General features: G+C 67.9%; 11 protein-coding genes and 1 tRNA gene. 1 reads left to right on the top strand and 11 read right to left on the bottom strand.

The annotated features are described in order from the left end of the window. From QZ753_RS11880 to QZ753_RS11835, 10 genes are all read right to left on the bottom strand, one after another. On the bottom strand, positions 1–2,296 hold a 2,296-nt coding region (locus QZ753_RS11880; RefSeq protein ID WP_294643999.1), incomplete at its 3' end, for an AAA family ATPase. A gap of 1 nt (position 2,297) precedes the next feature. Then, a complete protein-coding gene (locus QZ753_RS11875) occupies positions 2,298–3,551 on the bottom strand; it encodes a DNA repair exonuclease (RefSeq protein WP_294643998.1) in 1,254 nt (417 codons plus the stop codon). A 519-nt stretch (positions 3,552–4,070) separates the two neighbouring features. Continuing rightward, positions 4,071–4,595 (bottom strand): DUF6527 family protein, encoded by a 525-nt coding sequence (locus tag QZ753_RS11870; RefSeq protein ID WP_294643997.1) that lies wholly within the window; start codon positions 4,593–4,595, stop codon positions 4,071–4,073. Further along, positions 4,592–6,025, bottom strand: coding sequence for a ThiF family adenylyltransferase (locus QZ753_RS11865; protein ID WP_294643996.1), 1,434 nt, complete (start codon positions 6,023–6,025; stop codon positions 4,592–4,594). The genes QZ753_RS11870 and QZ753_RS11865 overlap by 4 nt, the downstream gene beginning before the upstream one ends. Then, positions 5,935–6,318 carry an E2/UBC family protein gene (locus tag QZ753_RS11860; RefSeq protein WP_294643993.1) on the bottom strand — a complete coding sequence of 128 codons (384 nt, stop codon included), beginning with the start codon at positions 6,316–6,318 and terminating at the stop codon, positions 5,935–5,937. Before QZ753_RS11860 ends, QZ753_RS11865 begins: the two co-directional genes overlap by 91 nt. Further along, the gene (locus QZ753_RS11855) at positions 6,318–7,061 is read right to left on the bottom strand and encodes a multiubiquitin domain-containing protein (protein WP_294643991.1); all 744 of its coding nucleotides are present in this window, start codon (positions 7,059–7,061) and stop codon (positions 6,318–6,320) included. Before QZ753_RS11855 ends, QZ753_RS11860 begins: the two co-directional genes overlap by 1 nt. A gap of 89 nt (positions 7,062–7,150) precedes the next feature. Further along, the gene (locus QZ753_RS11850) at positions 7,151–10,552 is read right to left on the bottom strand and encodes an ATP-dependent helicase (protein ID WP_294643989.1); all 3,402 of its coding nucleotides are present in this window, start codon (positions 10,550–10,552) and stop codon (positions 7,151–7,153) included. A gap of 3 nt (positions 10,553–10,555) precedes the next feature. Then, the gene (locus QZ753_RS11845; RefSeq protein WP_294643987.1) at positions 10,556–11,146 is read right to left on the bottom strand and encodes a hypothetical protein; all 591 of its coding nucleotides are present in this window, start codon (positions 11,144–11,146) and stop codon (positions 10,556–10,558) included. Then, positions 11,139–11,948: a DNA-binding response regulator gene (locus QZ753_RS11840; protein WP_294643985.1), complete on the bottom strand. Its 810-nt coding sequence runs from the start codon at positions 11,946–11,948 to the stop codon at positions 11,139–11,141. Before QZ753_RS11840 ends, QZ753_RS11845 begins: the two co-directional genes overlap by 8 nt. 470 nt (positions 11,949–12,418) lie before the next feature. After that, the gene (locus QZ753_RS11835) at positions 12,419–12,961 is read right to left on the bottom strand and encodes a helix-turn-helix domain-containing protein (RefSeq protein WP_294643983.1); all 543 of its coding nucleotides are present in this window, start codon (positions 12,959–12,961) and stop codon (positions 12,419–12,421) included. Positions 12,962–13,209: 248 nt separating this feature from the next. Here QZ753_RS11835 and QZ753_RS21035 point away from each other — a divergent pair, with 248 nt between their 5' ends. After that, positions 13,210–14,880, top strand: coding sequence for a recombinase family protein (locus QZ753_RS21035; protein ID WP_367171509.1), 1,671 nt, complete (start codon positions 13,210–13,212; stop codon positions 14,878–14,880). Here QZ753_RS21035 and QZ753_RS11825 read toward each other — a convergent pair. Next, a tRNA-Met gene (locus QZ753_RS11825) sits at positions 14,837–14,913 on the bottom strand. The genes QZ753_RS21035 and QZ753_RS11825 overlap by 44 nt on opposite strands. Positions 14,914–14,961: the final 48 nt, after the last annotated feature.

Raw genomic sequence — 14,961 nt, 5'->3', positions numbered from 1 at the left:
GCACCGTCCCGCAGGTCGCCACCTCGACTTCGAGGCCGGCCCCGCCGATCGCCTCGCGCCATGCGCGCGCGCCTTCCTCGAGATCGGAGGCGAGGCGCCGCGCGCGAGCGTCGAGGTCCGCGGCATCCTCGTCGATGCGATCCAGCTCGGAACGGGCGAGCAGCCGGGCCTTGAGCGCATCGTCGAGGGCCGCCTGGCTGCGATCGGCGATGCCGAGGACAGGCGCGATGTCGCCGCCTCCGTCCGCGACGGAAAGCGCCGCGAACAGGGCGCTTCTCGCGCCATCCCGACGCGCTGCCCAACGGTCGGCCTCGGTCGCGAGCAGGCCGGCTTCGCGCGCCGCCTCCTCGGCGCCGGCGCGCTCCGCCTGCCAGGTGATGAACGCCGCCGGGTCCATGGCGGGCAGGCCGGCCTGCACCACGCGCGCCCGCCAGCCGGCGAGGACCTCGCCGTGCCGTTTCGACCACGCCTCTGCGCGGGCGCGCGCCTGATCCGCTTCGAGCTCATGGGTCGACCTGCGCTGCTGCAGGATCGACAGTCGGGAGGATGCGTCGGCTAGCGCGAAGCGCAGATCGGCGCGCTCGTCCGCGGACGTCACGCTCGTCTCGAAGGCCTGGACGGCCTCCTCTGGCCGCAGAAGCGGCGCTCCCGCGACCACGTGGTCGCGGATCGGGCTCCAGGTCGCCTCGCGGGCCTGCCTGGCCTCTGCCAGATCGTCCGCCGAGACCGCGGACCCGGTCTCGACCTGGTTGATCGCAAGCGTGGCGGCCGCAGCTTGCTCGGACGCGCGCCGGGCGCCGTCCTCCTCCCGCCAAATCTCCGCGATCAGGTCGGCGACGTTGTCGCGCGCGCGCTCAGCCTCGGCCGCACCGACGACGGGGAGCGAGACCAGCTCCTCCACCTGTCCCTGCCAGGGCTTCAGCCTTGCGAGCGCCGCCTGCAGCTGTGCGGAGGCCGCGTTGGCGGCGTCGCGGGCCTGCGCCACCCGGCCGTCCACGTCCGCACCCAGGGCCTTGGCGGCATCGAGCGCCGCAGTCAGCCCCTCAGCGGCGCCGTCGTAAGGCACCTTGGCCAGCTCCGCCTCCGCCCGCCGCCGTCGCTCGGCGAGCGTAGTCCGCGCCTTCGCGATGTGGCGCTCCTCGGCCTGCAGCTCGCCATAGGACCGGGCGAACTCGCGCAATCGCGCGGAGACGACCCGCAGAGGGGGAGGAGCGTCGGCGTTCGGACCCGCGTCGCGGCGGCGCACCTCGACGAGCGCCGCCGCGGCTGCGTGCTCCGCCTGCAGGCGGACCAGGTCGCGGGCCGCCTTGGCGACGGCCCCTTCCTCGACGACCAGTTCGTCCACCGCCTCCGCCTGGGCCAGCGCGGCCGCATCCGCCGCCACCCTCTCGCGGCGGCCGCCCAGATCGGCGCGGAGCTGCTCGGCCGTGGCGGCTTCGCGCTCCGCCGCCTCCGCCTCCCCGATTAGCGTCTCGGCCGCGTCCTCGCGGAGGCGGCCCAGCTCGACGGTCGCCGCGTGCGTCGCGAGCGCGTCGAGCGCCTCCTCGCGGCGGCGGGCGAGCGGGGCGATCCGCCGCATGCGCTCGAGGCCGCTGAGCTCCTCCTCCACGGCGCCGCGCTCGCTCCTCGCCCGCTCCAGGATCGAGAACGTGTCGTCGGCTGCGGCCCTGGCGTCGGTCCAGGCCTTAGGCCTGAGCGCGTTCTCCTTCACGAGCCGCGCGGCCTCGGCGAGCTGGCGCTGAGCCTGCGTGTAGGTCCGGCTCGCCTTCGCCGTGGGTCCCCAGATCGCGTCCGCCTCGGCCTCCAGGGACTTCAGTTCGTCGGCGATGGCCGTCAGGCCCGAGCCCGCCGCGAACAGGGTGCGGCCCAGGTCGTTCCTCGCCTCGACCATCGCCCTGCCGCCGGAGCGGAGCGCCTCCTGATCCAGGCTGAACGAGAGGCCGAAGGTCTCCCTGGTCTGGCCCTTGAGCATGCCTCGCAGGAGAGCTTCGTCCATCGCCGCGTCCGCCTCGTCGAGCAGCGTGGCCGCGGTCCCCTTCTTGCGCCGGCATGCGAGCGTGCGCCCGGCGTCCTCCAGCACCGCCCCAACCCGGAGCAGCGCGTAATCGAACAGGAAGTTGTAAGGCGAGCGGGCCGGGAACCCGAAGAAGAGGTCGGACACCGCGGCCAACGAGGTCGTCTTCCCGGCCTCGTTCGCGCCGTAGACGATGTGCAGGTCGGGGCTGCCGGCCCTGAACTCCAGCTCGCAGCCCTCGAAGCGGCCATAGCGCTCGAGCGAAAGCCTGGCGAAGCGCATGTCAGGCCTTCCCCGTCAGGCGCGAGCGAAGCGCGATCGAGCCTGTCCGGAGCACCGCCGACCAGTCGCCGGCGATCGCCTGTTGGCGCAGCTCGCCGTCTTCCGTGTCGCCCAGGGTGGTCCCGGTGGCCAGCATGAACCGCTCCAGATCCTGCGCAAGCGCAGCGGCCAGGCCGGGATCGACCGACGCCTCGTCGATCAGCGGATCGAGTCCGTCCACCATCGCCTCGCCCGGCGAGGTGGCGTGGCTGACGGCCACCTTGACCTTCTCGATGAACAGGTCGGGCGAGATGCCCGCGGCAAGCGCGCGGACCTCGTCGCGGAGCGGCCCGGCCCGATCGTGGAGCACGCCGGCGTCGGCGGTCTCGCCGACGAGCGTCACCCGCGCCACCAGCGGCAGGCCGGCCGCGTTGGCGCCATGCGCGCGATGGAGCTCCGCACGCACGAGGTCGGCGACCGCGTCGGCCGCGGCTCCGCCGCAGTCGACCTCGACGCGGGTCCAGCGCACGACGTCGAGCTCCACGCGCTCGAGCCCGGCCACCTCCCCATCCTCGACGGTCACGATCACCGCCCCTTTGGGGCCGGTCTCCCGGATCGTGCGGCCCTGCACGTTGCCGGGGAACACGACGTGGGGGTCCTCGCAGACCACCTCGAACTCGTGGACATGGCCGAGCGCCCAGTACTGGTAGCCCCGCGCCTGGAGATCCTCGAGGCTGCAGGGGGCGTAGTTCTCGTGCCCCCGGCGGCCGGCGAGCGCGGTGTGCAGCATGCCGATGTTGAACGCATGCGGTTCCGCCAACGGGTAGCCGAGCACCAAGTTCTCTGTGACGGCAGCGGTGGCGAAGCTCTGGCCGTGCACGGCGACCGAGAGCCCGGGCAGCCGGTGCGTTTCGGGGCGTCTGCTGTTGAACAGGCGCACGTTCGGCGGCCAGGGCACCGTGCGGGACACGACCGACGCGGCGTCGTGATTGCCGGCGAGGACGAAGGCGGGGATGCCGGCTTGGTTAAGCCGCCCCATGGCGCGCGCGAAGTAGAGGCCCGTCCCCATGTCCTTCCAGTCGCCGTCGAAGAGGTCGCCGGCGATCACGACGAAGTCGAGCGCCTCGTCGAGCGCCCGCTGCACCATGTTGTCGAACGCGGAGCGGGTGGCCGAGCGGATCTCGTCGACCGGCAGTCCCTCGTACCGGGAGAGTCCGTGCAGCGGACTGTCCAGATGGATATCCGCCGCGTGCAGGAATCGGAAGCTCTCTACCAACTATACCCCCTTCCCAGCGTTAAACGCGCCCCACAACGCACCCGAACCATTGGTGATCTTGTCGCTGGCCCGAGTTTCGATCAACCCCATGCAAAGGACAATCGAAGGATTCGAGCTCAAATCGAGGCGGCGCAATCGTTACGCAGAGCTGTTGCCAGCTGTAAGATATTCGACTAAAAATCTACCTAGCAGTAAGGCGTCGTGCTCATCTAAGCGAAGCAACCTTTCTCACACCCGCAAAGACCTATTTGCATTTTTCATGCTGTTTGCCTACGGGTCAAAGACCCCAGTTGCAGACGTCAATTACCCACCTCAGCGTGCATAGGTCCTGCCGCTCATTCGCCTTGTGTCGGAGCGAGGTCCACGTGTCACAATCGCTCGGTTGTGGCACCATGTACCGACTACGTTTAAGCCGAGTAAAGGCCCGTTCACACTAAGGGCGAGCGGCTGGCCACAGCTAAATTGTATATGCTCAGCGGCTTGGTTCTCGCGCCCATACCGGCGGACTCGCGCCTTAGACTAGACTAGGCGAGTAAATACCCATTGACCCTCGATCTTCCATGACTTGGCGGCTCCGCGTCGGACCAGTCGGATAGCCGCGCGGTTCGCGTCCCAGACCAGTTCGTCGATGGCGTCCGCAAGCTGGACTGCGCTGCGAGCCTCCTCGACGTCCATCGCGGCCAGGACGAGCCCCTCGATCGTCGCGTCGTAGTCCGGCTCGAGATTGTCCCGTTCGAACCGGCCGCACCACAGGATGTGACCGCGCCAGACGATGAAGTGGCTCCCGCAGCCACCGTCCCGCCATACCGATGGGAAGAGCGTCAGCCCGCCGCGGCGCATGTCGAAGCGCCATGCCTTGCCCGCGCGCCCGTCGAGGTTCACGACGAGCGTCTCTCCGCAGCCGTCGGGACAGGCCATCACGATCGCCCGCGGCCTGCCCCGGAGGATCAACGACGCGTCGCCCGGCTGGTCGAGGGTGGCTTCCGCCTGGTCCCGGTATTCGGCGTCGCCGACCATGCGCACCTTCCGCGCCGGCGGGCTCATCGCCCGCCTCCCTTGCCTGCGCTCGGTCGGACCGGCAGGCCCCACGTCGCGCCCTTCGCCAGAGCGCCCGCGTGGGAACACACGACGCAGTCCGGATGCGCCGCCACGGCCATCTCCCGAACCCTTCCGCGGATGCCGTCGTAGGTCTGATGTCGTGGCTTGATGGGCACCGGCGTCACCGCGCCGAGGACCATCGTCATCGCGAGCGAGCTCACCGTCGAGTTGATGGAGAGCACGGCGGGCTGCGGCTCCCGCACGCCATGGACATACGGGTCGGCCGCGCGCTGCTCCGGCGTCTGCATCTCGCGAAGGATCGCGTCGGCGTCGAGCGCGCCGCAGCAGGTCAGGCACGGGAGGCCGGGGGAGAGCATCTGCACCCGTCCGGTGACGTGGCTCACCGCCCCGTTCGCGACCGTGATGCTGACGCCCATGTCGATCACGGGCACCAGGTGCTGGTAGGCGGCCTGGTTCACCACGGCACGGCTGGCGTGCGAGTCCGTGCACAGGAGGATGAAGTCGAACGTCGCCAAGCGGGCGGCAACATGCTCGTCCACGATGTCCGCCTGCATCGGGATCACCGTGGCGGCCGGGTTGATGGCGCGGATCATGCGCGCGGAGACATCCACCTTGGGCCGGCCCACGTCCGATGGGATCGAGCCCACGAGGCGGTTGAGGTTCGTCTCTTCCACGAGATCGGGATCGATGACGGTGATCCACGAGGCGCCGAGATGGGCCAGCTGCTGGCATTCAAGCGATCCGGTGCCGCCAGCGCCGATCACCGCGAAGCGGAGTCGGCGGAGCAGGCGCTGCCCCGGTTCGCCGAAGGCGCGGACCTGGCGGTCGTCACGGCCGTGAGAGGCCCTGCCTGCGAGCGGCGAAAGGAGGACGAGCTTCTCGCCCACCTCCCACACCGGCACCTCCTCGTCGCCGCCAAGGATGCGGGCGCGCGCGCCCTCCGGGCCGATCACCAGTGCGACGTGGGGCACCGGCGCGCCGCGCCTGCCGAGATAGGACGCGAGTTCGGCCTCACCGTCGTTGTCGGTTGCGGAGAAGTGTGGGTTGCCGCGGCTGCCGGGATGGGTGTGGATCGCCACGACCGCCATGCCGGTGATCCGACTGCGATTGCCCACGTCAATCAGGAACCCGGGCTTGAGGACGGCCGAGACGCAGTCGCGACGTTCGTAGGCATCGTCCGGCACGGGAGCGGCGTCGGCGACGATCCACGACCCGCTCGCGGGATCATGATGGGCGTAGCCGATGGCGCAGCTCTCGAAACCGTCGGCGTCTAGCAGGCCGGAGGCCAGCGCCGAATAGGTCGGCGCCGCGAAGCGCAGGCCGCTCATCGGACTTGCCTCAGACGATCGATCACCACGTTCATCCACGTCGACAGGGTGTCGCGGTTCGGGCTCCAGGCGCTCGCGAGGTGCCACGAGAACCACATGCCCTGCTGCATGGTCTCGGGGATGACGTTCAGCGCCGCGTTCTGCGGCGTGGCCCCGTGGGCGAGGAGGAGGTCGGGATCCGCCCAGAAGCAGTCGAGCTGCGCGAAGGGGTAGCCGGGCGGGACGAGGAAGCGAATGGTGGTCGAGGACCTCGACCACCCCTCCGGCAGGCGCACCCCGGGCACGGTGACGAGCGTGGTGCCGCTCGCCATCGTGCTGGCGTGCGCTTCACCGAAGCGCTCCCGCAGCTGCTCGAGCTGCATGCTGAGGATGCCCGACATCAGCCGAAGTTCGCCTTGGGGACCGACGAGAAGCGGCGAACGCCGTGCTTGGGGTCGAGGCTGACCGTCTCGTCGTCGCCGATGATGCGATCGGGATCATCGCCCGCGCCTTCGAGGGAAAGGTCGTGGGTCTGATCCCAGTCGGGCACCAACGCCTTGATCTGCGCGCCGGTGACCTTCTTCTTGTCGGTCTCGTAGGGCTTGCCGTTGACGAAGAAGGTGTAGGTGACTTTGTTCGGCGCCGTGATGAACTTCTCGACGCCGTCGCCGGCGAGATCGGCCGCGCTGCCCTGCTCGATCAGCTTGTCCTTGCCGCCGCGCACCTCGAGAAACACCGCCTCGTCGTCGCCGATGCCGGCGAGCGAGCGGAGCACAGCTTCCGGGATGGAGGGGCGGCCCCACACGATGCGGCTGTCGTTGAGCTTCACGCGGTAGAGCGGATCGGTGCTGAAGGCGACGAACCGGTGGGCGGCGCGGTCGCGCAGATCCACCTCCTCATCGGCGCGGACGTCCTCGAAGTCGCCTTCGGGGGTGATGACGAACAGCGCGTGGCCGTCCACGTCCTTGATGCCACCCGCCTTCAGGATCTGGCGGCCGAGGGGCACGGGATCGTCGAGGACGATCGGCTGGTAGTTGAGGTCGTCGAGTGCGAAGGAGACGCGGTAGCGTCCGGGACGCAGCGCGCGGCCCTCCTGAACGGCGCTCGCGACGTCGTCGATGTCGGGGTGGTCGATGATGGTCATGGTGTTGTTTTTTCCTCTTCGGACCTCGGCAGATCTGCGTCGGTCTCGAAGGGTCAATCCCGCCAGCTCGGGCCGACCGGTAATTCCGGTCAGAGATTTTTTTGCAGGTTCCCGTCGGCGAGGGGGCCGCAGGTGAAGAAGGCGGGGCAGAAGGGACAGGTGCGGTCGGACCGCTCGGGTTCGAACCGGCCCGAGGCGATCGACTCCAGCGTCTCCGTCAGCTTGCCCAGGTTCCTGCCTAGTGCCTTGCCATCGAAGGCAAGCGCGATGGTCGGCTCGTCATCGCCGAGGTGGATGATCTCCACGACGCAGCCGGGCAGCGACGCCGCGGCGGCCATCTGAAAGGCCGCGTCGGCGAGCGCCTTGCCGGTGGAGGACGACTTGTGCCCGGTCCTGATGACGCGGGCCACGTGACGACCGCCTGCGGTGACGACGTCGTCGGCGACCGCGGTCACCTCGTCGCCCCCGATCGTCGCCACCAGCGGCCCCGTGTCGGCGCGGGCCCCTCCCGCGCGGATCGTCACGAAGCGTCGGAGGAGGAGCGTGGCGACCTCCCGATGGAGGCGATACTCCTCGGTGGCGAGGGGACCCTCGGACCAGCGCAGTTCGAGCAGCGCCTCCATGTCGGCCATCGAGGATGCGGAGGGATCGGTGGCCGCGAGCTCCTTCACTACGCCTCGCACCAGGTCGTGCATCCTCGTCATCGTGGTCGGCGTGCGCCGCCCGCCTACGTCGAGGACGTGCGTGTAGAGAAAGCGGCGGGGGCAGCGGGAGTAGAGGTCCAGCTGCGCGGTGGTGATGCACACCGGCGGCCCGATGCGGATCGGAAGCGGCAGGGTCTCGGGATCGGCTGCACGTTCCGCATGCGCGATCGCCGGGCGTGCGTTCGTCACCCCCAGTCGGGCGATGAAGGGGGAGGCGTCGCGCCGGGCCCCCTTCGCCGTCCTGGTGGCCGAATACAGCAGCAGCCGGTCGCGCGCGCGCGATGCGGCGACGTAGAGCAGGCATTCCTGTTCGAGCGCGTGGTCCGCGGCGGCGAGGGCGACGGTGCCGCCCTGTCCTCCCTCGATCATCCCGTCCGGGACCGGGCAGGCGGGTTTGCGCGCCGCGCTCGGCATCGCGTTCTTGTTGAGGCCCATGACGTGCACTGCGGGGAACTCGAGCCCCTTGCTGCCGTGGATCGTCATCAGCCGCACGGCGTCGATGCCCTGCGCCGCCGCAGGAAGCTGACGGAGGTCTCGCTCGTCGGCGAGCTGGACGAGGCGCCTGATCCCGTCGAGCGTGCGCTGGATCGGGAGGCCGGGTCCCGATCGCTCCGCGCGCAGGAAGCCCATCAGCTGCCAGATCGCCACTCCCATGGCGCGACTCGAGACGTCATCCGCCGAGGCGAGCAGCGCTGCCGTCCGCGTCCGGTCTAGCAGGAGGTGGGCGATCACCGTCCACGGCCTCGCGTCGATGCCGAAGCCGGCCAGCATCCCGGCGGTCCGATCGAGCGCGTCGGCGTCGCTCTGGTCCAGGTGCGGCGCCCTGGTCGTCGTGGATGTCCACTCCATTGGCGCCGCGTCGGTGGCGCGCAGGTGCTCGACGACGGCCGATGCGCCGGCGAGGCTCAGGCCGGTCGCGAGCCCTACAAGCGAAGGTTTCCGAACGAGGCCCATCGCGCGTCGGTCGACCAGCAGTGAAAGGACGGACAGGAGATCCTTCACCTCGGGGCGCTCGAACAGGTTGCCAAGATAGAGCACCGGGATGCCGCGCCGCTCCAGCTCGCGGCCGACGCGGGTGAGCCGGTCGTTCCCCGGGCAGAGCACCGCCTGATCGCGGAACGGCACCTGCGGCGAGCCGCGGAGGATCTCGTCGGCGAGCGCGTCGGCCTCGTCATCGTTGTCGCCGAAGGTGACGTGCTCGGGTCCGATCCCGATGGACGCGCGGAAGGCGTCGAGCGACGCGTCACCGGTGCCTGCCTGCATGCTCCCGCCGAACCTGGAGAATGCGCCGACGATCTCTGGCGTCGAGCGGTAGTTGACGAGCAGTCGGGCGCCCGATGCGCCCGGGAAGTCGTGGGTCGCGAACCGGGACATGTTGAAGGACGAGGCGCCGCGAAACCTGTAGATCGCCTGCCGCGCGTCTCCCACGGCCCAGAGGTTCCTGCCGGCGTCGGTCAGCCTCTGGAGCAGCCGCACGCTGCTGCGGTTCACGTCCTGATACTCGTCGACGAGGATGTGCGAGTAGGTGGCGCGCAGCGCGGCCGCCGCCTGTGGGTCGCCGTCGAGCAGCTTGACCGGCAGCGAAACGAGGTCGCCGAAATCCACGGCGCAGGCCGCCTGCTTCAACTCCTCGTACCTCCTGTAGACGAGCGCGACCTCGGCGCACCGCTCTCCCGCCTCGCGGGCGTCGGCGTCGACGGCGTTGTCCACCATCTGCTGAGCGAGTGACGCGAAGCGCTCGGCGTCGGCGACCTCGTCCTTCGCCCGCGACATCGCGCCGAGCATGTCCTTGAGCGGCCGCGCCGGATCCATGAAGTCGCGGTGGTGCAGAAGGTTCAGGGCCAGGTATTCACGCTCCATGATGGCGATCGCCTCGCTGCGATCCATCATGCGCGGCTCCTTGGCGAAGCCCAGCTGGCGATGGTGGCGCCGCACGATGTCCAGGCCGAACGCATGGAAGGTGCCGATCCACATCGCCGGCGCGGCGTCGGGGCGGAGCGCCGCGATGCGGTCTGAAAGCTCGCCTGCGGCTTTGTTCGAGAAGGTGAGCACCAGGATCGTGCGGGGATCGACACCGTCATCGACCAGCCCGGCGACGCGCCCGACGAGCGTCTGCGTCTTGCCGGTCCCCGGTCCCGCCTCGAGTAGGTAGGGCGCGCCGCGATGTCGAGCGGCTTCGGCCTGTTCCGGGTTGAGGGGCTTGGGTGGGGACGCTGGCTGCTGTGGAGGGGCGGCTTCGATCTCGGGGAGCAGCAGGGCGTCGAGGAGCTGCATCGCGACGACGTCGAAGGGGGAGCCGAGCCGGTCGGCGATCTGGCTGGCGGTCATGCCGCCGAGATGCAGGGATCGCGCACGAGCGCGGGGAAGGATCAGCTCGCGGCCGAAGAGATCCATCTGGACCTCGCGGCGCTGCCGCCGGCTATAGTCGACAACCCTGTCCTCACCGACAGGCGCTGCCTCGGCCGGACGGGCGGGATCAACCTCCAGGGCGATGTGCGCCGTCCGGTCATCGCCAAGGGTGGCGTGTCCGAGCTCGTGGCCGATCAGGAACGCTCTTGCGAATGCGTCGCCCGCGTCCTCGTGTCGGATTGCCCGGTCGCTCGGATCGAAGTGCGCGTGGCCGCCGGCCAGGATGGGACTTCCCGCCTCGACCGGCTCGACGTCGAGACCTTTGTCGGCGGCGACGGCCATTACGATGTCGATCGGATCCCACGGGTCCGTGCCGCCGGCGATGACTGCATCGTGCAGGGCCGCAGCGCGCTGACGCGCGATCTCGACGGCGTCCACCGCTCAGTCCCGCGGGTTCAGCAGCTGCTTGCGCCTGTCCTCCGGGACCCTGCACTGCTCGAGCAGTGCCTTGAAGGTCACCTTGTTCCCGTCCGCGCCCGGCGCGTCGTCGGACTTGTAGCTGAGGCCCGGCGTCAGCCTCGGCGGTCCCGCCAGGAAGGCGCTTAGCTCGTCGACCCCGGTGCGCAAGCCGCGGGCCAAGTCCGCGAGGAAACCGACCGGGACGCTGGCGAAGTCGACCGACCGGGAGCGGAAGCCCTGGATCACGCCACTGGGGACGTCGAGCGAGCGCCTGAGCGTGACGAGTTCGCCGGACGAGAGCGTGGCGAACGGATCGGCTACCTCCGCCGCCATGCGTGCCGGTGCCGCGGCATGGAAGTCGGCCAGCGACGCCTCGACCCAGGCCTCGTCGACGGGCGCCGAGATGTCGGCGGTCGCGCGCTGGAGCCGCAGCTCCATCGACAGATCGATGAGGTCGTCGGCGAGTTCGGGGTGGAGGCGCAGGTATCGTTCTAGCGTGCCCCGGTCGTGCTCCGGCTCCACGGCGAAGGCCATCAGGACCTCCTCGGCGTCATGGTGAGCCTGGTCAGTCATTCCGGCTTCCGATCCCCAGCTGCTCCCGTATGGTCGCGATGGCGGCGTCGCGTCTGTTGCGCACGGTCTTCTCCGATCTCACGCCGAGGATCTTGCGTATCGTGAGGACGTCGTCGTCGATTGAGTCGATGGGCATGTCCTGGAGGAGCATCTCGATAACTCTGCGTTGCTTGTCTGGTAGCGTCCTGATCGCTTTGGCGACCTTGGACCGGTAATTTGGGTCATCTGATAGCAGCTCCTGTTTGACGTCGAGGCTGCCGACCGCCTTCTCCACCGCGATGGATGGTTCGCCGCTCTCCTCGTCGTCGATGACGTCCCTTCTCGCCATCTGCCCTCGCGCCCGGCTCATGGAGGTCTTGCGCAACGCCGCGACCGCGCCCGAAAACATGACTTCAAAGTAGTCGAGCGCGGATCCAGGAGCCGCACGGTCCTCGATCAGCCTGGCCTTAAAGATGTCGCGCACGCTATCCCGCGCATCCGCCCCGTAGACGTTCTCGGGACCGCGGGCCCGCTCGCCCTCAATGCGGGGAAGAGCGGACGCCAAACGCCGCATGAGTTCTCGGTAGAGTTTGTTGAAGTACCGCTCATCGTTGTCGTTCCGCGCGGCACGGATCAGGTAGACAAGGCACTCTGACTGCACATAGTTCGGTGAGGTCGGCTGTCGCACCTCCAGCCTCTCCAGCATCTCGTCGCGCGACAGGTTAACCAGCGATGCCAGCGCGGTCTCAACCTCCACACGTCGAGTGTAGGGAGTGCCATCCTGCTTCCTCTTGGTGAGCGCCTCTACCTGCCGTTTCTGCAAATTTTCCTCTGAGTTTTTTGCCTTTTGGCGTTTTACTTCTTTAGATACAGGAGTGGCAGAACTGACCAAATATTTCCACTCAAATTTGTCGAGCCGATTTGTAAAGCGAGCGGGTCCTGGACCAAGCGCCGTTATCAGGGAGGCCCGGGTTTGTACCTTTTGTTAGAGCATTGGTACATTGGCTCTTACCGTCACAACCGGACGGTTGTGATCCTGCCCGTTGACGCACGGATTCGTGCCGGTTTCAAAGTGTCAAAAGGGCGCTTCACAAGCCCGCTCACGGTTCGAGGGGACGACCCGTTCACGCCCCCGCCCTACCGCCTGAACGAGCGTCTGATTTGTCGTGATCGACGCCCAAAAACGGACAGGCGGCTCCCCACCAGTTTTACATGCAGAAGGTCTGGTGTTGCCGAGCTGCGGGAACGCAAAGATCGCACGCCGGTAGATCATATGAAGTCGCGCAGCGCGCGCTACTCCTCCTCATCCTCACGCAACCGACCAGCAGCAAGATCGGCAAGAACCTTGTTACTAAAAACGACGCGGCGGTCCTCGCGAGGGCAATCGAGATCATCATGATGCCATGTGAAGACGCCAGATTTCCCAGCTTCCGCGCGTTCAACTCTGGAAAGATGCGAGGCTGACACCCCGGAGCGCCGCGATAACTCCGCAAGGCTCCACCCCAGCGCCCGACGTTCGGCCCGCAATTGCTGGCATAACACAAAGACCCGAGTGCCTTGCCGCGTGCCGTCGAATCGCCGCGACGGAGCCGAACTGACACCCTCGACCGCCACTTGGGGCCAGTCCATGTCGAGCTCATGCAGGATATTGTCGAGCGTTTGCGCCTGCGGCCAGGTGTGCCCGTTTTCGATCCGCGACAGAGCGGCGCGGGTCATTCCGACACTGGCCGCGAGAGCTTCCTGACTGATCGGGCCGACAGTGCCTTTTACGCCAGTACGATGATCCTTGAGGATCTTTCCGAGATCAGGTCGAAGATGGCTGAAGCCCTTGGGCAATCGCATCCTGGCGGGAGAACGGTGCGTCGTCATACGAGATAATATAGCGCGATGTGCGTTTCGTGCACAGACCATGCCTGCGGTCCCACAACGCTGGTATGGCCGCTGCACGGATCATACTGGCACAGACACCGAAAGCGCAACAGGCGCTTGCCGAGCTCGTGCGCCTGTTGGCGAGGCAAGCGGCCGCCGAACATCATGCGCGCATGCGGGATTCCCGTGCCGCCGAAGCTGTGAAACAATAGGCCATGCTCACCTCCCTCCCCCGCCGTATCGCGCTATACGGTCGTCATTCGACCGCTATGCAAGCTGCCTCATCGAGCGCAGACCAGGTCGCGTCTTGCGGGCCGCTGGTCGGCTATCTGGGCGGTACGGTCGTCGCGACGTGGCTGGATCCAGAGTTGTCGGGTTATCGCCGCGATCGTCCTGGTCTGCAGCAGTTGCTGCGCGCCGTGGAAGCGGGCGAGATCGACATCATCGTCTGCGAGGCGCTCGACCGGCTTGCGCGTGATGCAGAGGATGTGGCCTGGCTGGGCAAGAAGCTCGCCTATCACCGCGTCCAGCTCCATACCGTCAGCGAAGGCCATGTCGACGAGATCAAGTTCGCGGTGGCTGGGCTGCTCGGTTCGATCTTCCTCAAGCATCTTGTCGACAAGACGCTGCGTGGCATGGAAGCCGCCGTGCTTGCCGGACGCTTCGCTGGTGGCCGCGCCTATGGCTACAAGCGCATGGTGCGGCTCGACGCTAACGGGGAGGTCCAGCGCGGGTTGCTCGAGATCGACGAAGGGCAGGCAGCGGTGGTTCGCCGGATATTCGCGTGGTTCTCCGCCGGCCTGTCGTCCGTCCAGATCGCCACGCGCCTGAACGAGGAGGGGGTGCCCGGCCCCCGCGGCGGGCAGTGGAACGCCTCGACCATCCGCGGCGACCCGAAGAAGCTCGTCGGCATCCTCAACAATCCGCTCTATGCAGGACGTCTCGTGTGGGGCCGCCGGCAATGGCGCAAGAACCCCGATAGCGAGAAGCGCGAACGCCGCTACCGGCTCCGCGACAAGTCCGAATGGGTGCAGGTCGCGGTCCCCGACTTGCGGATCGTCGACGATGGTTTGTTCGAGGCCGCGCGTGCCGAAATCGACCGGCGCAAGCGCCCTTCAACGGCTTCATCGTCGGTCGGAAGCAAGCGAGCGAAACATTTACTGTCCGGCCTCATCCGCTGCAGCTGCTGTGGATCGAACTATACGATCAGCGGTAAGGACTATTACCGCTGCGCCGGGCAGAAGGAGCGCGGCACCTGCGGCAACCGACTATCGGTCCGCAAGGAGCCGCTCGAGACCGCCACGCTTGCGGTGCTGCAAGAGCACCTGCTGACGGAAGGGCACGCACGCCTGTTCGCCGAGGAGTTTGAGCGCGAGACGCGCCGGCTTGGTCAGCAGGACGCCCGCAACGATGATATGGCGACGCGCCGCCTCCAGCAGATCGAAGCCGAGCTTGGCAATCTGTACCAGAACTTGCTCGCCGGGCTTGTCAGCCCGGCGATGCGCGGGATGATCTCGGAGCGGGAGGCGGAGAAGGCCCGGCTGGAAGCGCGGGGCCCCGCGCCCGCACGCAGTTCCCTTCCGGCGCCCCTGCTGCCGCCCACGCTACTGTACGACCGCTTCCGTTCCAAAGTCACCGAGTTGCGGGGTTCGTTGGATCAACGCGCAACCCGTGCTGAAGCGACCGGCATTATCCAGCGGCTCATCGAGAGTGTGACGATCTACCCGAACGAGGCGGGTGGCCCGGAGGCAGAAGTGGTGGCGAAGGTGTCGGATTTGCTGGCGTGGGCGACAACTGACAACGCCCGCCATAACGGAGGTCATGGCGGGCGTTCTGCAAAGGTGGTTGCGGGGACAGGATTTGAACCTGTGACCTTCAGGTTATGAGCCTGACGAGCTACCGGGCTGCTCCACCCCGCGCCGAGGTGATGTGTGTGTTTGTGGATGGGTTCTATTTGTATGTGCGAA

Origin of the sequence: uncultured Aureimonas sp. (assembly GCF_913775355.1) — a bacterium.
Lineage (GTDB): Bacteria > Pseudomonadota > Alphaproteobacteria > Rhizobiales > Rhizobiaceae > Aureimonas.
This window is presented reverse-complemented; position numbering and strand designations above follow the sequence as displayed.